Source organism: Nonomuraea sp. ATR24, from assembly GCF_041950485.1.
Classification (GTDB): domain Bacteria; phylum Actinomycetota; class Actinomycetes; order Streptosporangiales; family Streptosporangiaceae; genus Nonomuraea; species Nonomuraea ceibae.
This window is the reverse complement of sequence record NZ_JBGNUU010000002.1, coordinates 666,139-689,165: the sequence shown is the minus strand read 5'-3', so window position 1 is coordinate 689,165 and position 23,027 is coordinate 666,139. Positions and strand designations below refer to the sequence as shown.

At 74.9% G+C, this 23,027-nt stretch carries 22 protein-coding genes; 10 read left to right on the top strand and 12 right to left on the bottom strand.

Translation table 11 applies throughout. The features are described from left to right. Positions 1-55 precede the first annotated feature (55 nt). Genes ACBI99_RS07145 through ACBI99_RS07125 form a run of 5 tightly spaced genes read left to right on the top strand, consistent with a single transcriptional unit; the run spans position 56 to position 4,929 of the window. Positions 56-1,060 carry a GNAT family N-acetyltransferase gene (locus ACBI99_RS07145; RefSeq protein WP_375071936.1) on the top strand — a complete coding sequence of 335 codons (1,005 nt, stop codon included), beginning with the start codon at positions 56-58 and terminating at the stop codon, positions 1,058-1,060. Further along, the gene (locus ACBI99_RS07140) at positions 1,057-2,046 is read left to right on the top strand and encodes a hypothetical protein (RefSeq protein WP_375071935.1); all 990 of its coding nucleotides are present in this window, start codon (positions 1,057-1,059) and stop codon (positions 2,044-2,046) included. The genes ACBI99_RS07145 and ACBI99_RS07140 overlap by 4 nt, the downstream gene beginning before the upstream one ends. Positions 2,047-2,057: 11 nt before the next feature. Beyond that, on the top strand, positions 2,058-2,837 hold the full coding sequence (locus tag ACBI99_RS07135; RefSeq protein WP_375071934.1) for a hypothetical protein: 780 nt from the start codon (positions 2,058-2,060) through the stop codon (positions 2,835-2,837). After that, the gene (locus tag ACBI99_RS07130) at positions 2,834-4,009 is read left to right on the top strand and encodes a hypothetical protein (RefSeq protein ID WP_357592344.1); all 1,176 of its coding nucleotides are present in this window, start codon (positions 2,834-2,836) and stop codon (positions 4,007-4,009) included. The genes ACBI99_RS07135 and ACBI99_RS07130 overlap by 4 nt, the downstream gene beginning before the upstream one ends. Continuing rightward, on the top strand, positions 4,006-4,929 hold the full coding sequence (locus ACBI99_RS07125; RefSeq protein ID WP_375071933.1) for a glycosyltransferase: 924 nt from the start codon (positions 4,006-4,008) through the stop codon (positions 4,927-4,929). Before ACBI99_RS07130 ends, ACBI99_RS07125 begins: the two co-directional genes overlap by 4 nt. A 68-nt stretch (positions 4,930-4,997) precedes the next feature. Here ACBI99_RS07125 and ACBI99_RS07120 read toward each other — a convergent pair whose 3' ends face one another. Continuing rightward, the gene (locus ACBI99_RS07120; RefSeq protein ID WP_375071932.1) at positions 4,998-5,648 is read right to left on the bottom strand and encodes a LuxR C-terminal-related transcriptional regulator; all 651 of its coding nucleotides are present in this window, start codon (positions 5,646-5,648) and stop codon (positions 4,998-5,000) included. Beyond that, complete coding sequence (locus tag ACBI99_RS07115; protein ID WP_308126033.1) at positions 5,633-6,814, bottom strand: histidine kinase; 1,182 nt, start codon at positions 6,812-6,814, stop codon at positions 5,633-5,635. The genes ACBI99_RS07120 and ACBI99_RS07115 overlap by 16 nt, the downstream gene beginning before the upstream one ends. Before the next feature lie 157 nt (positions 6,815-6,971). Between ACBI99_RS07115 and ACBI99_RS07110 the strand changes: the two genes are divergently transcribed. Then, positions 6,972-7,925: an ABC transporter ATP-binding protein gene (locus ACBI99_RS07110; RefSeq protein ID WP_375071931.1), complete on the top strand. Its 954-nt coding sequence runs from the start codon at positions 6,972-6,974 to the stop codon at positions 7,923-7,925. Beyond that, positions 7,922-10,249, top strand: coding sequence for an alpha/beta fold hydrolase (locus ACBI99_RS07105; RefSeq protein ID WP_375071930.1), 2,328 nt, complete (start codon positions 7,922-7,924; stop codon positions 10,247-10,249). The genes ACBI99_RS07110 and ACBI99_RS07105 overlap by 4 nt, the downstream gene beginning before the upstream one ends. Before the next feature lie 39 nt (positions 10,250-10,288). Here ACBI99_RS07105 and ACBI99_RS07100 read toward each other — a convergent pair whose 3' ends face one another. Then, complete coding sequence (locus tag ACBI99_RS07100) at positions 10,289-12,523, bottom strand: ATP-binding cassette domain-containing protein (RefSeq protein ID WP_375071929.1); 2,235 nt, start codon at positions 12,521-12,523, stop codon at positions 10,289-10,291. 61 nt (positions 12,524-12,584) lie between these two features. Here ACBI99_RS07100 and ACBI99_RS07095 point away from each other — a divergent pair, with 61 nt between their 5' ends. Next, positions 12,585-13,547 (top strand): YafY family protein, encoded by a 963-nt coding sequence (locus tag ACBI99_RS07095; protein WP_219510674.1) that lies wholly within the window; start codon positions 12,585-12,587, stop codon positions 13,545-13,547. Between the two features lie 4 nt (positions 13,548-13,551). On the opposite strand, the gene ACBI99_RS07090 is transcribed toward ACBI99_RS07095, so the two are convergent. Further along, positions 13,552-14,292 carry a type II CAAX prenyl endopeptidase Rce1 family protein gene (locus tag ACBI99_RS07090; RefSeq protein ID WP_375071928.1) on the bottom strand — a complete coding sequence of 247 codons (741 nt, stop codon included), beginning with the start codon at positions 14,290-14,292 and terminating at the stop codon, positions 13,552-13,554. An 84-nt stretch (positions 14,293-14,376) separates the two neighbouring features. Here ACBI99_RS07090 and ACBI99_RS07085 point away from each other — a divergent pair, with 84 nt between their 5' ends. Both ACBI99_RS07085 and ACBI99_RS07080 read left to right on the top strand, forming a co-directional pair. Further along, positions 14,377-15,006 (top strand): TetR/AcrR family transcriptional regulator, encoded by a 630-nt coding sequence (locus ACBI99_RS07085; protein ID WP_375071927.1) that lies wholly within the window; start codon positions 14,377-14,379, stop codon positions 15,004-15,006. After that, the gene (locus ACBI99_RS07080; protein ID WP_375071926.1) at positions 14,996-15,667 is read left to right on the top strand and encodes a GNAT family N-acetyltransferase; all 672 of its coding nucleotides are present in this window, start codon (positions 14,996-14,998) and stop codon (positions 15,665-15,667) included. The genes ACBI99_RS07085 and ACBI99_RS07080 overlap by 11 nt, the downstream gene beginning before the upstream one ends. A 56-nt stretch (positions 15,668-15,723) precedes the next feature. Here the strand turns inward: ACBI99_RS07080 and ACBI99_RS07075 are convergent, their stop codons facing one another. The 8 genes from ACBI99_RS07075 to ACBI99_RS07040 form a co-directional block, all read right to left on the bottom strand. Continuing rightward, positions 15,724-15,927, bottom strand: coding sequence for a cold-shock protein (locus tag ACBI99_RS07075; protein WP_219510677.1), 204 nt, complete (start codon positions 15,925-15,927; stop codon positions 15,724-15,726). Positions 15,928-16,128: 201 nt separating this feature from the next. After that, positions 16,129-17,292 (bottom strand): sensor histidine kinase, encoded by a 1,164-nt coding sequence (locus tag ACBI99_RS07070; protein ID WP_375071925.1) that lies wholly within the window; start codon positions 17,290-17,292, stop codon positions 16,129-16,131. Then, entirely contained in the window at positions 17,289-17,942 is a 654-nt protein-coding gene (locus ACBI99_RS07065; RefSeq protein ID WP_219510678.1) for a response regulator transcription factor, read from the bottom strand. Before ACBI99_RS07065 ends, ACBI99_RS07070 begins: the two co-directional genes overlap by 4 nt. Positions 17,943-17,984: 42 nt before the next feature. Further along, a complete protein-coding gene (locus ACBI99_RS07060) occupies positions 17,985-18,281 on the bottom strand; it encodes a DUF3817 domain-containing protein (protein WP_357592338.1) in 297 nt (98 codons plus the stop codon). Positions 18,282-18,399: 118 nt separating this feature from the next. Continuing rightward, complete coding sequence (locus ACBI99_RS07055) at positions 18,400-19,524, bottom strand: site-2 protease family protein (RefSeq protein WP_375071924.1); 1,125 nt, start codon at positions 19,522-19,524, stop codon at positions 18,400-18,402. A gap of 57 nt (positions 19,525-19,581) precedes the next feature. Further along, positions 19,582-21,246, bottom strand: a complete 1,665-nt coding sequence (locus ACBI99_RS07050) for an amylo-alpha-1,6-glucosidase (RefSeq protein WP_375071923.1) — start codon at positions 21,244-21,246, stop codon at positions 19,582-19,584. Further along, positions 21,246-22,067, bottom strand: a complete 822-nt coding sequence (locus ACBI99_RS07045) for a carbohydrate ABC transporter permease (protein ID WP_357592334.1) — start codon at positions 22,065-22,067, stop codon at positions 21,246-21,248. Before ACBI99_RS07045 ends, ACBI99_RS07050 begins: the two co-directional genes overlap by 1 nt. Before the next feature lie 10 nt (positions 22,068-22,077). Further along, on the bottom strand, positions 22,078-23,025 hold the full coding sequence (locus ACBI99_RS07040; RefSeq protein ID WP_375071922.1) for a carbohydrate ABC transporter permease: 948 nt from the start codon (positions 23,023-23,025) through the stop codon (positions 22,078-22,080). Positions 23,026-23,027 lie beyond the last annotated feature (2 nt).

Genomic DNA, 23,027 nt, shown 5'->3' with positions numbered 1-23,027 from the left:
AACAGGCCATAAGTCTGATGCAGAGTTGTTATGCCTAATCCGAATAGGGCACATCGTGAAGTTCAGCTTCTTACAGCCAGGGCGAGACCCCGAGCCCGACGGCTGGGAAGACTTCCGCCGCGGCCACGACCTGACGGCCATCTGGTCCTATGACGTGATCCGCGCCTCCTTCGAGCGATCGTGGGCCCGGCCCCTCCTGTGCGTCGTCCACGAGGCGGGGCGCATCGTCGGCGCGGTGGGCGCGATCCGGTTCGGACGCGGGCCGCTCGTGCTCGACGTGCGCCTGCCCGCCCACTCCAACGGCCCCACCTGGTGCCTGCCCGGCGGCGCCGAAGGGCGCGAGCTCATCAGGGGCTTCGAGCGGGCCGCCGCAGCCGAGTTCGGCTGGCGGCTGGCCGGGGTCGTCTACCGGATGGTCACCGAAGCCGCGCTGCCGCTCGTCGCCAGGACCGGCGCCCTGGTCCGCCAGTCCCCGGGCACCACACAGCTTCCCGTACGCTGGCCCGCCCGCGACGGGTGGATCGCCACGCTCAGCCGCAACCGCCGCTCCACGCTGCGCCGCCAGATCAGGCGGATCGAGGAGGACGGCACGCTGACCGTCGTGGAGGGCAACGGCCGCACCGACCTCGACCCCGCCGAGCTGGCCCGGCTGCACGAGCGCCACGCCGCCCGGCTGACCGCGCCCACGACGCCGCAGGGCTGGGTGGCCGCCGCGCTCGACCGCCGCCTGCCGCTGACCGCCGCCTACTTCGCCGAGCTGATCCGGCGCGACGACGTCCGGACCGTCTCCTACCACGAGGGCGACCGGCTCCTGGCCTTCGCCGTCGTCTACGACCATCCCACCACGCCCATGTACGGGCCCTGGGCGGCCCTGCCCGCCGAGGAGGGCGGCCGGAAAGACCTGTACTTCGACAGCTACGTCCGGATCATCGCCCACGCGACCGCCGGCCGCGCCGAACGGCTGTTCGCCGGCCGCGGGTTCGTCGACGTGAAGCGCTCGCTCGGCTTCGACTACCTGCCCATGCGGCTGGTGGCCGTCCCCCGGTGGGCGATCGGATGAGGGTCGAGCTGCTGGACCCGCGCCACGACCCCGAGCCCGGCGACTGGGAGGAGTTACGCCAGGCCGCCGGCCAGCGGGTGACCTGGCGGTACGACCTGCTGCGCGCCTACGCCTGGAGCGCCCAGGCGCCCCTCGCGCTGGCGGTGGCGCGTCGCGACGGCCGGGCCGTGGGAGCGGTGGCGGCCTCACTGCGGTCACCCCGGCTGCGGCGCGGCGCCTACGCCGACCGGCGCGGGCCCGCCGGCGTCGTGGACGTGCACGCGCCCGCCAACCGGTCGCAGAAAGGCTGGTGGTGGCGCGGCGACCCCGACCCCGACCTCCTGCCCGCCTGCACGCGAGCGCTGCGCCGCCACCTCGGCCCCGGCTGGCGGGGCACCGTCTGGCGCGAGGTGTCGGACGGCGAGGCCGCCCGGCTGCCCGGCCGGCTCGGGCTCCGCCTGCCGACCGCGCCGCTGGCCACGCTCGCCCTGCCCTGGCCCGACCTGGACCAGTGGTACGCCGTGCTCGACCCGCGCCGCCGCGACTCCCTGCGCAGGCGCGCCCGGACCATCGCCGCCGAACTGTCGGTTCGCGTCGGCCCGGCCGGCGAGCTGGTCAGCGCCGACGAGGCGGCCCGGATGCGCGCCGAGAACGACCTCAAGCACCGCAGCCGGCTCACCCCCGCCCCGCCGCTCCCGCTGCCCTACCTGGAGGCGCTGATCGGCAGCGGCGAATGCGTCGCGCTGACGTACCGGCGGCGCGGGAGGCTGCTCGGCCTGTCGCTCATCCTCGACCACGCCGCCTGGCCCATCTGCCTGAGCTGGGGCGCCGTCCCCGTCGAGCAGGGCGGGCGCAAGCACCTGTACTTCGACGGCTACGTCCGCATGATCGAGTGGGCCATCGGCGCGGGCAGGAGCGGCCTGGTGCTCGGCAAGGGGCAGGCCGAGGTCAAGAGCGACCTGGGCGCCGAACTGGTGACCTCCTCGGCGCTGGCGGTGCCGTGGTGAAGGGAGCCGCCGTGAGGTGCGTCCAGTGCGGGGACCCGCATCCCGTGCCGCTGCCGGGCCGCCTGCCGAACCGGCGGCGGCACGCCTGCCGCGCCTGCGGGGCCGTCTTCCGCGCGGCCCCGGTGGTGCTCCGTTCCGTGGCCGGCGACCCGCTGGAACCGTACCTGCCCGCCCGGATGATCCGATGGCTGCGCGAGCGCGGCGACGACGGCCCGCCCGACCGGGCCGCGATGAACCGCTGGTACCAGGAGTTCGACGCGTTCGTGGCCAAGGCCAGGACCGACGACGCCGCCGCGGCGCTCCTGGCCGAGGTCAGCGAGATCCCGCTCGCCGACCTGCCCGCCAAGCCGCCCGCCTTCTCCCAGGTGTGCGCCGCCCTGCACGCCACCTGCTACGACCTGCCGCTCGCCGAGGCCCGCCTGGCGCCGGGCGACCCCTGGGCCGCCGAACGGCTCGCCCACGTGCGCGCCTGGTTCGCCGGGCCCGGCCGCCCGGCCACCTGGCCGGCGGCGCCACCGGCGGAGCCGCCGGACCCCGAGCTCGTCGCCGGCCTCCTCCCGCTGCCGGAACGCCTCGAACCCGCCCAGGTCAGAGCGCTGTTCTCGGCGCTGTTCCAGGTGGAGAGAGGACCGTCGCTGGCCGGGGTGATCGGCCGCTTCGGCGCCGCCGAGATCGAGGACGCGCTGCGCGCCTACCTGCGCGACGGCTCACGCCCGCTCCGCGACCGGGTGCTCGCCGACCTGCCCGCCGGCCAGCCCGCCGACCTGCCCGCCGACCTGGACGCCGGATGACCGCCGCCGCCCACCGCATCGGGCTGCCCCGGCTCGTGACGCTCCTCGCCGGTCGCGCCGCGTTCCGGGTGATGCTGTACGGCTCGGCGGCCCTGCTGGCGCTGGCCTGGAGCCGGGCCGAGTTCGACGCGTACGGGGCGGTGATGGGGGCGGCCGGCTGGCTGTGCATGGTCGTCCAGTCGGGCGGCGAGAAGGCGGCGCTGAAGCTCATCCCGCGCGCCCGGCGCACCCGGGACGACCTCGCCGGGATGCTCCGCGTCCTGGTCGCCTACGTGCCGCTGCCGCCGCTCGCGGCGGCGCTGGCCGCGCTGGCCCTCGCCCCGGGGGAGCCGGTCACGCTCTACCTGCTGGGCGTCGCCTACTACGTGGCGCTGGGCTGCGGCATGCTCGGCGTCGCCCTGCACCGCGCGCTCGGCCGCTACACGCGCGACACCGTCCACTTCGCCGTGCTCGGCCTCGGGATGGGCGCGATGGCGGCGCTCGCCTTCCTCGCCGGGGTCGGCCCGGCCGGCTACCTGGCCGGGCTGCTGGCGCTGGTCACCGCGCTCAACCTGTCCCTGCTGCCCGGGCTGCCGCGCGCATCACGGCCCCGGCCGGGGCTGCGCCGCGTGCTCACCGGCACGGTGCTGCTGATGGGCGCCGCCGACGTGATGAACAACGCGATGATTGGCGTGCTCTTCGTCGAGCTCGCCCTGAGCCCGTACGCGGCCCACAGCGGCGAGCTGTACCTGGTCACGCTCGGCTGGGGGTTCGCGCTGTCGATCCTCTACACGGTGCAGCGCATCTACCAGCCGCAGCTCTCCCTGCGGGTGGCCGGCGGGGGAGCGGCCGGGGCGCGCGTGCTCGGGCGGCGCATGGCCGGGCTCGCCGCGCTGGGCGCCGCCCTCTGGCTGACGGCCGCCGGGTTCGCGCTGGCGGCAGGCGCGCACGGGCCGGTCGCGCTCGCCGCGCTCGCCCTCACGCTGCTGCCGATGCAGGCCCTGGCCAGCGGCGCCACCTTCGTCGTCGAACACACCGACCTACGGGCCAACGCCCGGGCCGTCGTCGTCGCCCTGGCCGCGGTCGCCGCGCTGGGCGCCGTGGCCGTACCCCTGACCGGGGCGGCCGGAGCCGTGTACGCGCTGGGGGCGAACCCGCTCGTCCTCGGCCTGGCGCTGTGGAGGGCGCGATGAGCACCGGGCTGACCGTGCTGGTTCCGTGCTACAACGAGGGCGCGCAGGTGGAGGTCGCCTACCGGGAACTCACCGGGGAGCTGGCGGACCTCGCCGACCTGCAGATCCTGTTCGTCGACGACGGCAGCACCGACGACTCGCTCGCCTACATCCGGGCGCTGGCCGAGGCCGACCCGAGAGTGGGATACCTGTCCTTCACCCGCAACTTCGGCATCGACGCCGTCACGGCCGCCGGCTACCGCTACGCCGCGTGGCCATGGATCGTGCAGTGCGACGCCGACCTGCAGGTGCCGCCGTCGCAGATCTGGAAGCTGCTCGACAGGGCAGCCGAGGGCTACGACGTCGTCTTCGGCCGCCGGGTGCGCCGGCGCGACCCGCTCCTGCGCAAGATCGGCTCGGCCGGGCTGCACTGGGCGGCGCGGGCCGTGTTCCGCATCGACATGCCGCGCGGCGCCTCCACGTTCCGGCTCATGCGCACCAGCGTCGCCCGGACGATCAGCGAGCTGCGCCTGCCCTGGTTCATGCCCGCGGTGCCGCTGGTGGGGGCCCGGCACACCGCGGTCGACGTCAGCCACCGCGAGCGCGACGCCGGGCGCTCCAAGCTGCGGCCCGCCCGGCTGGCCGGGCACGCCTTCGAGCTGTTCTTCGGCTTCTCGTGGCGGCCCCTGAACGCGCTCTACCTGGTGGCGGTGCTGGCGCTGGCGGCGGCGGCACTCGGGCTGGAGGCCGCGCACCTGCTGGTGTCCGCGGCCACGCTCGCCGGGGTGGCGGTGGTCGGCCGCTACGTCCACCGCGTCGCCCCCCGCCCGCCCGCGTTCTACGTCCGCGAGTCGAACCTCCCCGTACGTCCCGAGGACACGCTCACCGGCGGCGCCCCGACCCCGCCCCCGCCCGGCCGCGTCCCCCCGGGCGGCGACTGAGCCCTGCCCCGGCCCCCGTACCCGTCCGGTCGTCAGTGTGGACGGTGGATGGTGGGGGCCGGGGGTGGCTATGGGGTGGCCTGGAGGTAGGCCAGGACCGCCATGACGCGCCGGTTGTGGTCGTCGGACGGCGGCAGGCCGAGCTTGGCGAAGATGTTCGTGGTGTGCTTGGCGACCGCCTTGTCGGTGACGCGGAAGCGCGCCGCGATCGCCAGGTTGGACAGGCCCTCCGCCATCAGGGCCAGCACCTCCCTCTCGCGCGGCGTCAGCGCGGCCAGCGGCTCGTCCCGGCCGCGCCGGGTGAGGAGCTGCGAGACGACCTCCGGGTCCATCGCGGTGCCCCCGGCCGTCACCTGGCGCACCGCGCCGACGAACCCGTCGACGTCGCCCACCCGGTCCTTCAGCAGGTAACCCACCCCGCCGGACCGGTCCGACAGCAGCTCCCTGGCGTACAGCTGCTCCACGTACTGCGACAGGATCAGCACCGGCAGCCCCGGCACCCGGGCCCGCGCCTCCAGGGCGGCGCGCAGCCCCTCGTCGGCGAAGCCCGGCGGCAGCCGCACGTCGATCACCGACACGTCGGGGCGGTGCCGCAGCAGCGCCTCCAGCAGCATCGGGCCGTTGTCGACCGCCTCCACCACGGTGCAGCCGTACGCCGACAGCAGGCGGACCAGCCCGTCGCGCAGCAGGGCCAGGTCCTCGGCTATGACAACGCGCACGGCACCTCCATGATCAGCTCCGTCGGCCCGCCCGGCGGGCTGTCCACGGTGAGAGTGCCGTCGAAGGCCGACAGCCGGTCCTCGATGCCGCGCACGCCGGTGCCGAGGTCGCGGCGCACGCCGCCGTGACCGTCGTCGCCCACCGTCAGCCGCAGCACGCCACCGGTGTGCCGCAGCCGCACCCAGGCCCGCGACGCGCCGCTGTGCTTGGCCACGTTGGCCAGCGCCTCGGCAGCCGCGAAGTACGCCGCCGACTCGACGGGCGGCTGCGGGCGGCCGGGCAGCTCGGCGTCGACGTCGACGGGGATCGGGCAGAGCAGCGCGGACGCCCCGATCGCGCCCGGCAGGCCGCGGTCCGCCAGCACCGGCGGGTGGATGCCGCGCACCAGGTCGCGCAGGTCGGTCAGGGCCTGACCGGCGACCTCCCTGGCCTCGTCGACCGCGCGCAGCACCTCGTCCGGGTCGGCGGCGGCGCGCGCCAGCCCCAGGCTCATGCGGATGGCGATGAGCTTGGCCTGGGCGCCGTCGTGCAGGTCGCGTTCGATGCGGCGCAGCTCGGCGGCGTGCGCGTCGACGACCGCGGCGCGGGAGGCGGTCAGCTCCCGGATGCGCGCGTCCGGCGCGGGCCGCGCGTCGAGCAGCAGCCGCGCCAGCCGCGCCTGCCCGGTGCGGAACAGCGGCACGGCCAGCAGGGCCACGACCGCGATCGCCACGAGGGCCAGGCTGATGGAGTACGTGTTCAGCATGCTCGGGCGGGACGGCTGGAGCCGGAAGAACAGATAGTCGAGGGCCGCCAGCATCGCCCACACCACGGCCACGGGAGCCGGTCCGGACACCGCGTGCACGGCCAGCCACAGCACCTCCCGCCGAGCGGCAGCCGGGCCGCCCGCCGAGGCATCCACCGTGCCGCCCGCCGGTGCGTCCGCCGGGTCGCCGTCCCGGGCGAGCACCCGCCGCGCCCACCGGCGCTGATGCCCGGCCAGCCGCCCCACCGCCGCGCGCGCCCACGCGAGCGGCCGCCCGGTGAGCGGCGCCAGCGCGGCGCCCGACGCCAGCAGGGCGAGCAGGACGGGCGCGGCCACCCCGGTGGCGGCGTTCAGCGCCAGCGCCCCCACCCCGGCGACGGCGCCGAGCGCCCGCCGGGCGACGGTCTTCCTCCCCTTCACCCCTGCAGTCTGCCGTGCCCGCGAGCGTGCGGCGGTAGGTCTGCGCCTACCACCGGGGTGGTGAATTCCCACCCCGGAGGTGGACCGGCCCCCCTGGAGACCGGGCCCGCGCACCGCGAGGCTCGTTCCGGCCGACCATGCCGGACGAGGGGGAGACGTGATCGACGTACGGGGACTGACCATGCGCTACGGCCGCACGGTCGCCGTGGACGGGCTGACCTTCAGCGTGAGACCGGGCCTGGTGACCGGATTCCTGGGCCCCAACGGCGCGGGCAAGTCCACCACCATGCGGGCCGTGCTCGGGCTGGAGGTGCCCGCCGGAGGCGAGGCGCTGGTGGACGGGCGGCCGTACGCGTCGCTGCGCCGCCCGATGCGCACGATGGGCGCGCTGCTCGACGCCGGGGCCGTGCACGGCGGCCGGACCGCCCGCGACCACCTGCGCTGCCTGGCCCGCAGCAACGGCATCGGCGCCGGGCGGGTGGACGAGGTGCTCGGCCAGGTGGGGCTGACGGACGTGGCCGGGCGGCGGATCGGCGGCTTCTCCCTGGGCATGAAGCAGCGGCTGGGGATCGCGGCGGCACTGCTGGGCGACCCGGCGGTGCTGATGTTCGACGAGCCGCTGAACGGGCTCGACCCGGAGGGCATCCGCTGGATCCGCGACCTGCTGCGGGCGCTGGCCGCCGAGGGGCGGACCGTCCTGCTGTCGAGCCACCTGATGAACGAGCTGGCGCTCACCGCCGACCACGTCGTCGTCATCGGGCGCGGCAAGCTGATCGCGGACACGGCGATCGGCGAGCTGGCCGGCCGCTTCCGCCGCGACGTGCTCGTCCGGGCCGCGGACCCGGAACGGCTGGCCGGGGTCCTGCGCGCGCACGGCGCCACCGTGACCCCCGAAGAGGCGCCCCCCGGCCCACCCGTGCGCGGGCTGTCCGTGCGCGGGCTGTCTGTGCGGGGGCTGGATGCCGAGGTGATCGGGGAGCTGGCGCTGGGCGCGGGCGTCGCGCTAGGCGAGCTGACACCGCGCGGCGCATCGCTGGAGGAGGCGTTCATGGAGCTCACCGAGGACAGCGTCGAGTACGGCGCCCGTACCGGGACGGAGCAGGGCCGATGACGGACGCGATCGCCGCCGAATGGCACAAGCTCCGCTCGCTGCGCTCCAACGCGTACCTGCTGGCCGTCTCGCTGCTCGCCGTGCTGGCCTGCGCCGGGGTGGCGTACCTGATCGGGCGCGGGTTCGACCGGCAGACGTTCGAGGAGCGGCTGGGCTTCACCGGCGTCGGCGCCGGGCTGGGCACGGGCCTGCCGATCGCCTACGTCGTGTTCGGCACGCTGGGCGCGCTCACGATCACCGCCGAGCACGCCACCGGCCTGATCCGCACCAGCCTGGCGGCGGTGCCGAGGCGGCAGGTGTTCCTGTTCGCCAAGGTGCCGGGCCTGGCCGCCGTCACCCTGGTCGCCGGTCAGGTCCTGGCGTTCGCCATGCACGGGGCCGCGCAGGCGGTCCTCGGCAGCCGCGCGGACCAGCTGCTGCTCGACGGCGGGACGCTGGGGACCTCGCTCGCCGAGCCGGGCGTGCTCGCGTCGGTGGCCGTCTCCGGGCTGTCCATGACGGCGGCGGCCCTCGTCGGGCTGGGGGCGGGCGCGGCGATCCGGTCGACGCCGGGCACCCTGGTCGCGCTCGTGCTGGTCTTCCTGGTGCTGCCCGTGGCCGCGCAGGCGCTGCCGTCGCCGCTGCGGGCCCAGGTGGGCTCGTACCTGCTGGAGAACCTGCCCGCGCAAGTCGCCGGGGTGGGCGGGCTGCTGCCGCCCGTCGCGGCGGCGGCGCTGCTCGCGGGCCACGTCGCCGTCGCGCTGGCGGCGGGCGCGACGGTCACGGCGCTGAAGGGCCGCAGGCTCAGGCCGCTGCTCGCCGGCGCGGCCGCGGTGCTGCTGACGGCGCTGACGGCGGTCCTGCCCACGGTGCTGCCGGCGGCCGGGCTGTCACCGGGGATGCCGGCGGGGCCGGCAGAACCGGCGGTGGCGCCCGCGTCCGGTGACGCGGGCGGCGCGGCGTCCGCCCTGGCCTGGCGGCCGTGCGCGGACAAGGACGCGCCCGGGGACCTGCGGTGCGCCTCCGTCGAGGTGCCGCTCGACTGGCACAAGCCCGCCGGGCGCACGATCACCGTGCCGGTCGCGATGCTGCCCGCCTCCGGGGCGGGCCGCCGGATCGGCGTCCTGTTCTCCGTCCCCGGCGGCCCCGGCGGGTCGGGGATCGACGACCTGAAGCAGCACCACGCGCGGTTCGCCAAGCTGCGCGACCGGTTCGACGTCGTCAGCCTCGCCCCCCGCAACACCGCCGTCCCCGGCGGCCCGCTGCCGTACGCGTGCCTGTCCACCGGCCCGTGGATCACGCTGCCCGGCGACCGCGCCGAGTGGGCCGAGCTGGCGCGGGCGAACCGGGAGCACGCCGAGCGGTGCCGCGCCGCCGACCCGGAGCTGTTCGACCACATGGACTCCGCCTCCGTCGCCCGCGACATCGAGGCCGTCCGCGTGGCGCTCGGCGAGCCGCGGCTGAGCTTCCTGGCCAACTCCTACGGCGGCCACCCCGCCGAGGCGTACGCCCGGCTGTTCCCCGCCCGGGTGCGCGCGATGGTCCTGGACGGCGCCGCCGACCACCAGGAGCCGGTCGCCGCCACCGAGCCCGCCCTGTACGCGCGGCTGGAGCGGCAGCTGGTGCGCTTCGCCGCCTGGTGCCGGGCGGACACCGCCTGCGCGCTGCACGGCAGGGACGTGGCCGGGGTGTGGCGACGGCTGGTCACCGCCGCCGACCGCAAGCCGGTGCCGGTGCGCGGCGACCCGTCGGGGGCCGCCTACAGCGGGTTCGACCTGAAGGTCGCCGCCGGGCCCAGCTTCGTCTCGCCCGGCCGCGAGCCCGAGGTGCCCCGCTGGGTCCAGCTCGCCGCCGCGATCGAGAAGGCGGAGGGCGGCGACGCCTCCGGGTTCGCCGACTACGTCAGGCAGGCCACGGGCAGCGCCAAGGTGCCCGCGGCCGCCGGCCAGAACATGACGCACTGCCTGGACGGCAAGGGGTACGGGAGCTACGCCGCCTTCCGTGAGGCGCTGCGCGAGGCGGAGCGGGTGTCGCCTCACTTCGCCGGGCAGCGCTCGTGGTGGCCGCTGGCCTGCGCGGGCTGGCCCGCGCCGGTCACCAACCCGCCGGCGCCGCTGCCCGCGTGGGGGCTGCCGCCGCTGCTCGGGGTGGGGAGCTGGACGGACCACGACGAGGTGGCCCGCGCCGTCCGCCGGGTGCCGGGCTCGTCCAACCTCCGGTACGAGGGCCACGGGCACACGCTGTACCTGTCCGGTCCTGGCGGCTGCGTCACCGCGCACGTCAACCGCTACCTGATCAGCCTGCGCCTCCCGCCGTCCGGCGCCACCTGCCCGGGCGCCGGGTGAGGGCCGCCCGCGATCACCCGGCGAGATCACCAGGCGCGGTCACCCGGCGAGGGCGCGGCCGGTGGGGGTCGAGCGGTCGGTGCAGCCGGCGACGGGGCCCTCGTACAGCACGCTCCCGCCGTGCCGGCCCGGCCCCGGCCCGAGGTCCACGAGCCAGTCGGCCTGCCGGACGACGTCCAGGTTGTGCTCGATGACGATCACGGTGTGCCCCTGCGCGACGAGGTCGCCGAGGACGCGCAGGAGCGTGCCGACGTCGCTCGGGTGCAGGCCGGTCGTCGGCTCGTCGAGCACGTACACGGTGGGCCGCGCCGACTCCCGGAGCTCCTTGGCGATCTTGACGCGCTGGCACTCCCCGCCTGACAGCGTGCTCAGCGACTGCCCCAGGCGCAGGTAGCCGAGGCCGACGGCGGAGAGCTGGCGCAGCGCGTCCGCGATGGCCCGGTCGGGCAGCCGGTCGACGGCCTCGGCGATGGTGAGGTCGTCGACGTCGGCGATCGACAGCCCGTCCACGGTGTGGGCCAGGACCTCCGGGGTGAACCGGCGGCCCTCGCAGGTCTCGCACCGGACCTCCTGGCCGTCCATGAACGCCAGGTCGGTGTAGATCACGCCGAGCCCCTTGCACGCCGGGCAGGCACCCTCGGAGTTGGCGCTGAACAGCGCGGCCGAGACGCCGTTGCGCCGGGCGAACAGCCTGCGGATCGCCGGGGCGATCCCGGTGTAGGTGATCGGGGTCGAGCGGCGGTTCGCGCTGACCGGCCGCTGGTCGATCACCGTGGCGTCGTGCTGGGCGACCAGCTCGTGGGCCAGGCTGGACTTGCCGGACCCGGCGACCCCGGTGAACACGGTCAGCACGCCTGTGGGGATCCGTACGGTGAGGTCGCGCAGGTTGTTGCGGGAGGCGCCCGCCACCGTGAGGTGGCCTGTCGCCTGCCGCGGGGCGGTGTTGACCGGCAGCCGCCGGGCCAGGGCGCGGCCGGTTGGCGTGTCCGCCTCCCGCAGCCGGTCGAACGGCCCCTGGAAGACGAGCCGCCCGCCGCCCGCGCCGGCGCCGGGCCCGATCTCGACGACCTGGTCGGCGTGCGCCATGACGGCGGGGTCGTGCTCGACGACGAGCACGGTGTTGCCCGTGTCGCGCAGCCGCTCCAGCAGCTCGATCATGGACTCCACGTCGGTCGGGTGCAGGCCCACGGTCGGCTCGTCGACCACGTACGTCATCTCGGCGAGGCTGGAGCCCAGGTGCTTGACCATCTTGATCCGCTGCGACTCGCCGCCGGACAGCGTCGTGGTCGCCCGGCCGAGCGTGAGGTAGCCGAGCCCGATCGTGACCATCGCCTCCAGCCGTTCCACCAGGGCGGCGACGACGGGCGCGACGCCGGGGGAGTCGATGGTGCGGACCAGGGCGGCGAGCTCGGTGATCTCCATGCGGGACAGCTCGCCGATCGTGCGGCCGAGCACGGTGGCCGTCCTGGCGGCCTTGGCGAGCCGGTCGCCGCCGCACTCGGGGCAGGTCCCGGCGCGGGTGAAGCGCCGGATGGCCTCCTGCTTGCGCTCGGACAGGTTGTCGGAGGTGTGCAGGTAGATGCGTTCGAACCGCTCGACGACGCCCTCGTAGTCCCGGGGCGGCCTGCTGCCGAGCGAGGCCGCGGCCTCGCCGCCGTACAGCAGCGCCTCACGTTCGGCCGGGGTCCAGTCGCGGAGCGGGGTGTGGGCGTCGAAGGCGCCGATGTCGGCGTACCGGGAGTACCAGTAGCCGCCGTTGCCGAAGCCGGGCAGCAGGATCGCGCCCTCGGCCAGGGACTTGTCCAGGTCGAGGAAGCGGTCGACCGCGCTGACCACCACCTCGCCGAGCCCGGAGCAGGTGGGGCACATGCCGGCGGGCTCGTTGAAGGAGAACCGGTTCGACTCGCCCACGTACGGGCTGCTGAGGCGGGAGAACAGCAGCCGCAGGTACGTCCACGCGTCCGTGATCGTGCCGACCGTCGAGCGGGCGTTGCCGCCGATGCGCCGCTGGTCGATGACGACCACGGGGGTCAGGCCGCCGATGTGCTCGACGTCGGGGCGCGTCCACTTCGGCAGCCGGTTGCGGGCGAACGGCGGGAACGTCTCGTTGAGCTGGTGGCCCGCCTCGGCGGCGATCGTGTCGAACACCAGCGACGACTTGCCCGAGCCGGACACGCCCGCGAACACGACCAGCCGGTTGCGCGGGATGTCGACGTCCAGGCCGGCCAGGTTGTTCGTCCGGGCTCCGCGAAGGGTGATGGTGCGCGCTGTCATGCCGTCACGCTACGAGCAGATGTGGCCGGATTCTGACCGCGTCCGATGGCAGGATCGAGGCATGGCGGACGTCACCGAGCGCATGCTGGCCCTGCTGTCGACGCTGCAGACCGGGCGGCCGTTCGGCGGGGAGGAGCTGGCCCGGCGGCTCGGCGTCAGCCCGCGCACGCTGCGCCGCGACGTCGACCGGCTGCGCGGCTACGGCTACCCCGTCGAGACCCAGCCAGGGCCCGGCGGCTACTACCGGCTCGCGGCCGGGCGCACGATGCCGCCGCTCGTCCTCGACGACGACGAGGCGGTGGCCACGCTGCTGGCGCTCGCCTCGCTCGCCGCCGTCGGGGCGGCGGCCGAGGGCGGGATCGACGACGCCGCGACCCGCGCGTACGGCAAGCTGGACCAGTTCCTGCCCGCCCGGCTGCGCCCGCGCGTCGCGGCGGTGCGGGCCAGCCTGGAGACGAGCCCGCAACGCGCGCCGAGCGTGCCCGCCCAGCAGCTCGCGCTGGTCGCCGACGCGATCGCGCGCCGCGAGGTCCTGTCGTTCGCCTACACGGACGCGCGCGGCGGCCGGAGCGAGCGGCGGGTGGAGCCGTACCGGCAGATCCACCACCTGCTGCGCTGGTACGTGCTCGGCTGGGATCTCGGGCGCGGCGACTGGCGGGTGTTCCGCCTCGACCGCGTCACCGGCGCGACCGGCACCGGCGACCGCTACGAGCCGCGCCCGCTGCCCGCCGAGTCGGCCACCGACTACCTGCGGCAGGGGATCAACCGGGACAAGCAGGACGTCAGCGTCCTGGTGGACGCCCCGGCCGCCGCGGTGCTCGACGCGCTGAAGTTCCAGGACGCCGAGGTCCGCGCGCTGGACGACGGGCGGACCGGCGTCAGCCTCGCGCTGGACTCCTGGCAGTGGCTGATCCTCAACCTCGCCTTCCTGGACGCCGACTTCCGGATCACCGCGGGCCCGGAGTTCACCGCGGGCTGCCGTGCCTTCGCCGCCCGGCTCCTGGCCGCGACCGAGCCGGACTGACCGATCACACCAGCCCGGCGGCCAGCAGGAAGATCGCGATCCCGTGGGCGAGCGCGGCGGTGGTGACCCCGTGGCGCACGCGCAGGAACGCGCAGATCAGCCCTTCGTACAGGGTGAAGGCCAGCAGCGGCCAGCCGGCGTCGGTGACCGTCGAGGCGAGGAAGGCGTGGCAGGCGGCGAACAGCAGCGCCGACAGCAGGGCGGCGCGGGTGGCGTCCAGGCGCTGTTCGAGCCGTCCCTGGAGGAAGCCGCGGAACAGCACCTCCTCGGCGAGGTTGCCCGCCAGGCTGAACAGCAGCAGCACCGGCAGCAGCGCGACCGCGACCGCGCCGCCGCGCCCGTCCAGGGGTGTGGTCAGCGACAGCAGCAGCACCGGCGCGGCGGCCAGCGCGCCGCCGCCCGCGCCCCACACGACCGTGCCGGGGCCGAAGCGCCCCCAGCGCACCAGCGACCGCAGCCCGGCGTCCAGCCGCAGCACCGCGACCGTCGCCGCCACCGTGCCCAGCCCGAACACCACCAGGACGCCCGCCTGGTCGGTGAAGCGCAGCCACGGGACCGCCCCCGCCGTGCCGATCCGCCAGAACCCGAGCGGGGTCATCGCGTCCCTGATCAAGATGAAGGCGAGCACGAGCGCCATGACGCGCGCGAGCGGGTCGCGCTCACCGCGCGCCAGCGCGTAACAGCCGCCGATCAGGAGCAGGCCGGGCAGCACCCGGGCGCCGTAGGCGAGGAGTTCGGGCAGCACAGAGGGCTCCGTTCACGAGGGGAGAGCGAAACGCCTTCAATAATGCGAGCTATTCTCAGTTTTCGGTACTCGCATAGGAGGGTCGTGCTCACACCCCGTAAACAGCCACGCCAGCAGCGCTCCAGGGAGACGGTCGCGGCGATCCTGGAGGCGGCGGCTCAGCTTTTCCAGAGGCACGGCTACGCCGGCGCCACCACGAACAAGATCGCCGAACGCGCCGGGGTGTCCATCGGGTCGCTGTACCAGTACTTCCCGAACAAGGACGCGCTGCTGGTGGCGCTGGCCGAGCACTACCTCGCCGAGAGCGCCGACCGGGTCGCGCAGGTCTTCGCCGGCGCGGCCGGGCGGCGGCCGTCCCTGTCGGCCCTGCTCACCGACCTGGTGGAGGGCGTGGCCGCGCTGCACACCGACCGGCCGGATTTGCACCGGCTGCTGTACGACCACGTCCCCCGCACCCCCGGCCTGGTCGCCCGCTTCCGGGACGCCGAGCGCCGGATCGCCCGCGCGCTGGCGGCCGAGCTGCGCCGCCTCGGAGCCGGTGGCCCCGATCCCGAGCTGAACGCGCTGCTGGCCGTCCAGGGCATCGAGGCCCAGTTGCACGGCGCGCTGCTCGACCCGCCGGACGGCCCCGGCCACGTCAGGGCGGTGGTGATGCTGTGGGAGCGTGCGCTCTCGGTACCCCCGGAGGGTATAGGATCTGGGCATGACTCCTGAGCGAAGGCTGCACGAGCATCTGACCCGGTGGCTCGGAGCCTGGCCGCCCGGCGGGCCGCTGGACGTCGTCGCCCATCCCGGGCGCGCGCTGCCCGCGTGGGACGGCGCGATCCATCCCGTGCTCGGGGTCGGCGGTCCCGGCGGGGGCGTGCTCTCGGTGCTGCCCGAGCACGCCGAGGAGGTCGCGAAGCTGCACGACGACGACCCCGGCGGCTTCGGGCCGCGGGTCCCCGCGCTGCTCGGGCCGCCCGCCCGCGCCTGGTTCACCGCCGTCTACCGCTGGACGGCCCGGCCCGCGCCGCTGCCCGACGCCGGGGTGTGGGTGCCCGCCACCGATCCGGAGGTGCCCGAGTGGCTGCGGCCCTTCGGCGGCGAGGTGCTGGTGGCGCGCGACCCGCGCACGGGCGCGCACCTGGCCGGCGTGGGCGTCAAACGGCACGACCACCACGGGCGCGAGCTGGCCGTGGTGACCGAGCCCCGGGCGCAGGGGCGCGGGCTCGCCCGGCGGCTCGTCGCCCAGGCGGCGCGCCGGGTGCTCGACGAGGGGGCCGTGCCCACGTACATGCACGCGCCCGGCAACCTGGCCTCCGCGGCGGTCGCCGCCGCGGCCGGGTTCCCCGACCTGGGCTGGACGGCCTTCGGCGTCAGCGCCGCCCGGTAGAGACGGCGACAGCCCCCCGTCCCGGAGGACGAGGGGCTGTCTTCACGCTCTGCGGATCAGAGAACGGTCACGCCGACGGCCTGGGGGCCCTTGGCGCCCTGGTTGATGTCGAACTCGACGCGCTGGTTCTCCTCCAGGCTGCGGAAGCCGCCCGACTGGATCTCGGAGAAGTGGACGAACACGTCCGCGCCGCCGCCGTCGACGGCGATGAAGCCGAAGCCCTTGTCAGCGTTGAACCACTTCACAGTGCCCTGTGCCATTGCGATGTCTCCTCGTCAGAGATGGGTGACCCGCGGGATCGCGGATCGCCGGCCGGGGTTGTCTTTGCTGCGACCGCACCATCTCTCAAGAAGAAACAGCCGCCCGCCCGAAGGCGTGCGGGGCAAACCACATACACGGAACTGACCCGGCTGTTCTGTACAACGGCGGCGGCTCGCCGGTCATTCCCGGACCGCGTCCGATCAGGTGGACGGGGGGAGGGCCACGGTGACGCGGAGGCCGCCGTCCGGGTTCGGGACGGCCTCCACGCGCCCGCCGTGGGCGGCGGTGATGGCGGCGACGATCGACAGCCCGAGCCCCGCGCCGCCCGCCGAGCCGGTCCGGTCCGGGTCGAGCCTGCGGAACGGCTCGAACAGCTCGCCGGCCCTGCCCGGCGGGACGAGCGGGCCGGTGTTGCCGACGACCAGCCCGGCGGCCGGGGACAGCTCGACCAGGACGCGCCCGCCCCGATGGTTGTGCCGGACGGCGTTCTCCACCAGGTTGGCCACCAGCCGGGTGAGCATCACCTCGTCGCCCGCCACGACGACCGGGCCACCGGTGACGGAGACGGCGACCGTGACGTCCTTGTCCCGCGCCGCCGGCGACTGCTCCGCGACGACCTGCTCGACCACGGCCGCCAGGTCCACCGGCGCGGGCGCGTCGAGGCCGCGCTCGCCCTGGGCCAGCACGAGCAGGCCGTCGATGAGCCGCTCGGACCGCTCGGTGTTGCGCAGCAGCTCGGCCCGGATCCAGGCCAGCCGTTCCGGCGAGGGGTCGGCCAGGCCGACCTCGACGGCGGTGCGCTGGATGGCGAGCGGCGTGCGCAGCTCGTGCGAGGCGTTGGCGACGAACCGGCGCTGACCGGCCACCGCGCGCTCCAGCCGGTCGAGCATGGCGTCGAAGGTGTCGGCCAGCTCCTTGAGCTCGTCCTGCGGCCCGGTCAGCGCGATGCGCTCGTGCAGCGTCGACAGCGACAGCCTGCGGGCGGTGGCGGTGATGCGGTGCAGCGGGCGCAGCAGCCGCCCGGTGAGCCACCAGCACACCGCGAACGCCAGCACCGCGATCGCCACGAACGTGACGAGCGTGATGACCCGCTGGGAGTCCACCAGCTCCTGTTCGAGCTCGTCCGCCCGGACGAACGTCTCCACCCCGGGCGGGAGCAGGCAGGGGGCGCCCGGCTCGCACGGCCCTTCGGCCTTCCGCCGGACCGCCACGTCCTGGAGGTTCCTGCCGACGGCGTCCCCCTGGAGCCGCTGCGCCACCACCAGCGCCCCCAGCGTGATGACCGTGAAGATCCCGCCGTACAGCAGCGTCATCCGGGCCCGCACCGAGAGGCGGCCCAGCGGCCGGATCCGCCGCGGTCTCACAAGCGGTACCCGGCGCCCGGCACGGTGACGATGACCGGTGGCAGGCCCAGCTTGGCGCGCAGCTTGCTCACCGTCACCTTCACGACCGTGGTGAACGGGTCCGTCTGCTCGTCCCAGGCGCGTTCCAGCAGCTCCTCGGCGCTGACGGCGGTGCCGCGCGCCCGCATCAGCACCTCCAGCACCCCGTACTCCTTGCGCGACAGCGCCAGCGGGCGGCCGTCGCGGAACGCCTCGCGGGCGCCGGTGTCCAGGGTGATGCCGGCGTGCTCCAGCACCGGCGGCAGCGGCGGCCCGGACCGCCGGGCGAGCGCGCCGACCCGGGCCGCCAGCTCGTCGAAGGCGAACGGCTTGGGCAGGTAGTCGTCGGCGCCCAGGTTCAGGCCGGCGACGCGGTCGTGCACCGTGCCCGAGGCGGTCAGCATCAGGATGCGCACCGGGTCGCCGCGCTGGGCCAGCTCCTGGCAGATGTCGTCACCGTGCCGCCGGGGCAGGTCGCGGTCCAGGACCAGCACGTCGTAGGCGCCGGCCGCGAGCCGCTCCAGCGCGTCCGCGCCGTCGTAGGCGACGTCGACCGTCATCGCCCGGCCGCGCAGCCCCTCGGCCACGAGATCCGCCAGGACCCGCTCGTCCTCGGCCACCAGAATTCGCATGGTGGCATTCCCGCAGATCGGGGGTAAGAGCGCGGTTAACGCTCAGGCGAGCTGGCGGGCCTCCGTGCGCGCCGCCATCCGCCGCTCGAACCAGATCGAGGTGAACGGGGGCACCGCGCACGCCAGGCCGAGCACGACCGTGCCCCGGCTCCAGCCCGCCTCCCGCGCCGACAGGATCACGCCGAGCCCGTACAGCACGAACAGCGCGCCGTGGATCGGCCCGAACACCTTCACGCCGAGCTCGCCGGTCTCGGTCACGTACTTGAAGAACATCCCGACGAGCAGCCCGGCCCACGAGCACGCCTCGGCCACCGCCACGATCCGGAACCAGCGCAGCACGCCCCCACCACTTTCATCCGATTTTCGCGCTCACTCTACAGCCTGTAGAGGACGGCGGGCGCAGTCACTCCGCCGCGGGGACCTCGCCGTACGGGGGCGTCACCGCCCGGGAGCGCCGTCAGGGCCCGGGACGAAGGCCGGCGGTCTGGATGGCGCGGCTGATGTCGGTCGGCGTGAGCAGGCCGATCAGCCGGCCCGACGGGTCCAGCACCACGGCCCGCCCGTCGGCGCAGCCGTCCATCCGCGACAGCAGGCCGGTCAGCGGCTCGTCCGGGCGGGCGCTCGGCACGTCCCCGGCGGGACAGGCGATGTCGCTCAGCCGGGTCGTCTCCCGCGCGGCGGGCGGCACGTCCCGGATGCGGTTGAGCGTCACCAGGCCGAGGAAGGCGCCGCGCTCGTCGGTGAGCGGGTACGTGGACAGGCGGCTCGTCATGACCAGGCGCTCGATCAGCCCCGCGACGGTCTCGTCAGGACGGGCGACCACGGGCGGCCCGGTCATCACGTCGCCGACGCGGACGCCGCCCAGCGCCGAGGACACCTGGGTCTGCCGCTCCTCCGCGCCGGCGGCGTTGACCAGGAACAGGCCGATCAGCGCCAGCCACAGCCCCTGGAAGCCGAGGCCGGTGACGACCTGGAAGAGCCCGAGCGCGACGAGCGCGTACCCGAACACCCGGCCCGCGCGGGCGGCGGTGACCGCGGCGCGCGTCCGGTCGCCCGAGCGCGCCCACAGCGCGGCGCGCAGCACCCGGCCGCCGTCCAGCGGCGCGGCCGGGATCAGGTTGAACACGGCCAGGAGGACGTTCAGCCCGGCCAGGTAGAGGAAGACGCCCGCCGCCAGGGGCGCGCCGGACAGCAGCATCGCCACCGCGCCGCACACGATCCCGCAGGCCAGGCTGGTCAGCGGCCCCACCACGGCGATCTTCAGGTCGGCGCCCGGAGTGCGGGGCTCGCCGCGCAGCTCGGCCACGCCGCCGAGCAGCCACAGCGTGATCCTCGGCACCTCGATGCCGTGACGCTGGGCCACCAGCGCGTGCGCGAGCTCGTGCGCCAGCAGCGACGCCAGGAACAGCACCGCCGCCGCCAGCGCCGCCAGCAGGTAGAGCGCCGTGGCTCGGCCCGGGAACAGCGCGGGGAAGCTCCCGAAGGCCAGGCCCACGACCAGGATCGCGACGATGAACAGCACGCTGACGTTCAGCCCGACGGCGACGCCGCCGACGCGGCCCAGCGAGATCGACGAGCGCATCCGGCCTCCCAGGTCCTCACCCGTCCGGTACCCCGGTGGACGGGCGGAAACATCAGGTCAGCCGGTGTGCGCGAGATCCAGGAACAGGGCGGCCGACCAGCCGAAGCCGCTCGTCGCCCGGCCCGCGCGGCGGCCGGTGCGCGGGTTCCAGTACTCGTACAGCCCGCCGCCGTCGCGGACCATCGCCAGCGTCCGCTCCCGCAGCTCGGCGGCCGTGTCCGGGTAGCCGGAGCGGCGCAGCCCCTCGACGAGCAGGTAGTTGACGTTCAGCCACACCGGGCCGCGCCACATCGCGTCCGGGTCGAACCGCGGGTCGTCGAACGCCACGGTCGGCACCGGCCGCTCGCCCCAGAACGACGGCGACGTCAGGTCCGCCACCAGCCGGTCCGCGACCTGCCGGGGGAGCCTGCCGGTGAGCAGCGGCATGAACTCCAGCGGCGTGCGCACGTCCACCTCGCCCCCGCCCACCCGGGTGACGAAGCGGCGGCCGTTCCACCGGCGCGCGACCATGCGGTCCACCAGCGCCTGCGCCCTCTCCCGCCACGGGCCCGGGTCACGGCCCAGCACGGCGGCGATGTCGCCGAGCCGGTCGTACTGGAGCGCCAGGTAGGAGTTCAGGTCCGGCGGCTCGGCGCGCGGGCCGTGGTCCCAGATCGGGCTGTCGTCGAGGCCGGAGGAGTACGGGTGCAGGTACTCGGCCAGGCCGTCGCCGTCGGGGTCCGAACGGGTGAACCACCACTCCTGGGAGCGGGCGAGCGGCTCGAACACCTCTGCCAGGAAGGCGGGGTCGGGGTCGGCCTCGTGGATCTTCCACACGGCCCAGGCGGTGAGCGGCGGCTTGGTGACCGGGACGACCGTGGGGTCCGGCGGGCCGCCGACGTGCTGGGCGAGCCTGGCCAGGTCGGAGCGGGGCAGGTCGGTGGTCTCGGCCAGCACGCCGTGGTCGTGCACCACGTCGGGGATCAGGCCGTCGGGGCGCTGGTTGTCGAGCAGGATGCGGATCTGCTCCCTGGCCAGGGCGGGGTCGGCGTGGCGGAGGGCGATGGCGTGGAAGTACGCATCCCAGTTCCATAAGCCGACATATCCGTACTTGGAGGGGATGAGGGATTCCCGGCCCCGGATCGGCACCAGGTTCACCGCCAGCGTCCACCACGCCTGCTCGGCCCGTTCCCTCAGGCCGGGCGGCACGGCGGGCATCCGGTCGAACCACGCCCGCCACCGCGCCCCGGCCGCCGCCACCACCGCCCCACCATCCAACCCCGGCCTCTCGGGGAAGGCCCCGTCCGGGGAGGAACCGTCCGGGGTGGGGCCGTTCGGGGTGGGGCCGTTCGGGGTGGGGCCGTCTGTGGTGGGGTTGTCCGGGGTGGAACCGTCCGGGTTGGGGTTGGGGGTGGTGAGGGGGAGGACTCCGTCGATGGGGGCCTCGCCGCCGTCCCAGACGGCGCGGGCGTCGCGGCCGGTGAGGACGAGCGTGTCCGGCGCGGCGAACGCCATCGTCACCCCGCCCGCGAACTCCACCCGGTCCGGCAGCGCGCGCCGTACCGGAAGCTCCCGATCGCCCGACAGGACCCGCAGCCCCGTCAGGACGGTCGCGTCGGCGAGCCGCGTCTCGTACAGCGCTCTGGCGATCCACAGGGAGCCGTCGTCGGCCGCCATCACGAGCAGCCGGGAGCCCCGGTCGGTGAACGGGCGCTCGCGCAGATCCAGCATCAGCTCCAGCATCAGCGGCCTCCCAGCCCGGACGCGGCCATCGAGTTGATGATCCTGCGCTGCCCGAACAGGAAGGCGATCAGCGTGGGCACCACCGCGATCGCGGAGGCGGCCAGGATCAGCCCGTAGTCCACGGCCATGCGCTGGCCGGAGAACTGGCTCAGCAGCAGCGGCACCGTGGCCAGCTCGGGGGAGTTCAGGAAGATCAGGGGGAAGAAGAACGAGTTCCAGGATGCCAGGAAGGCGATGATGCCGAGCGCGCCCAGGCCGGGCCGGATGTTCGGCAGCACCACGTTCCAGAAGCACCGCCAGCGCCCGGCGCCGTCGATCCTGGCGGCCTCCTCCAGCTCCACCGGGACGGCCCGGATGAACTGGCGCAGCAGGAAGACCGCGAACGGGTTCGCGACGGTGGGCACGATGAGCGACAGGTGGGAGTCGATCCACCCCAGCTCGGCCAGCATCAGGTAGAGCGGCACGACCGTCACCTGCGAGGGCACCATCTGGGTGGCCAGGAACACCACGAACAGCACCTCGGACCCGCGGAAGCGGATCCGGGCGAAGGCGTAGGCGGCCATGGCGGAGGTGAGCAGCGTCAGCGTGACGTTGATCGCGGCGATGTAGAAGCTGTTCCAGTACGCGAGGCCGAACGGCATGGCGCCGAGCGCGTCGGGATAGTTGGCCCAGCGCCACGGGTCGGGCAGCCAGGCCAGCGGGTCGTTCAGCATCTGGCGGACGCCCTTGAACGACGTCAGCAGCATCCAGACGAACGGGAACAGCATCGCCAGGCCGCCGACGGCGAGCGCGGCGTGCAGGGCTATCTGCCGGGGTCGCATGCGGGCCCCCTCACGAGTCGTAGTGGACGAGGCGCTTCTGCGCCGCGAACTGGACGAGGGTCACGAGCAGCGTCAGCACCAGCAGGATCAGCGCGGCGGCACTGCTCAGCCCGAACTGGAAGTCGCGGAAGCCCAGCTCGTACACCTGGTAGACGATGGTCCGCGCGCCGTCGTTGTCCTGGGGGTTGACCAGCACGTAGATCTGGTCGAACGCCTGGAACGAGCTGATGACGGCGACCACGGTGGAGAAGAAGATCGTCGGCGAGAGCAGCGGCAGCGTGACGGAGCGGAAGATCCGCACGGGGCCGGCGCCGTCCATGCGGGCGGCCTCGACGATCTGCGGCGGGATCGTCTGCAGCCCGGCCAGGAAGATCACCACGTTGAGGCCGAGCGACGACCAGATCGTCACCGCCGCGATGGCGACGATCACCCAGTCCGGGTCGCCCAGCCAGTCGGGGGCGGTGATGCCGAACCACTGCTGCAGGCTCGTGTTGAGCACGCCGAACTCGTCGCCCGCGAGGATGATCTGCCACATCAGCGCGACGGCGACCGAGCTGGTGACCACCGGCAGGAAGTACAGCACCCGGTAGAAGCCGCTGCCCCGGACGTTGTTGAGCGCGACGGCGATCAGCAGCGCCAGGGCGAGCCCGGCGGGCACGGTGAGCAGCGCGAGCTTGACGGTGTTCCACACCGCGCGCCCGAACTGCGGGTCGGTGAGCACGGCGGCGAAGTTGGCCAGGCCCGCCCACTCCTTCTGGCCGAGCCCGTCCCAGTGCATGAACGCCAGCACCACGGCGAAGCACAGCGGCCCGACCAGGAACACGACCAGCGCGCTGACCTGCGGCGCCAGGAAGAACGCGGCCCACCAGCCGTCACGGTGGCGCACCCGGCCGGCGCGAGCCCCAGGGCGGGCGCTCCCGGTGCGGGGCCCGGTCCGGGCCCCGGTGTCGAGCGCCACGG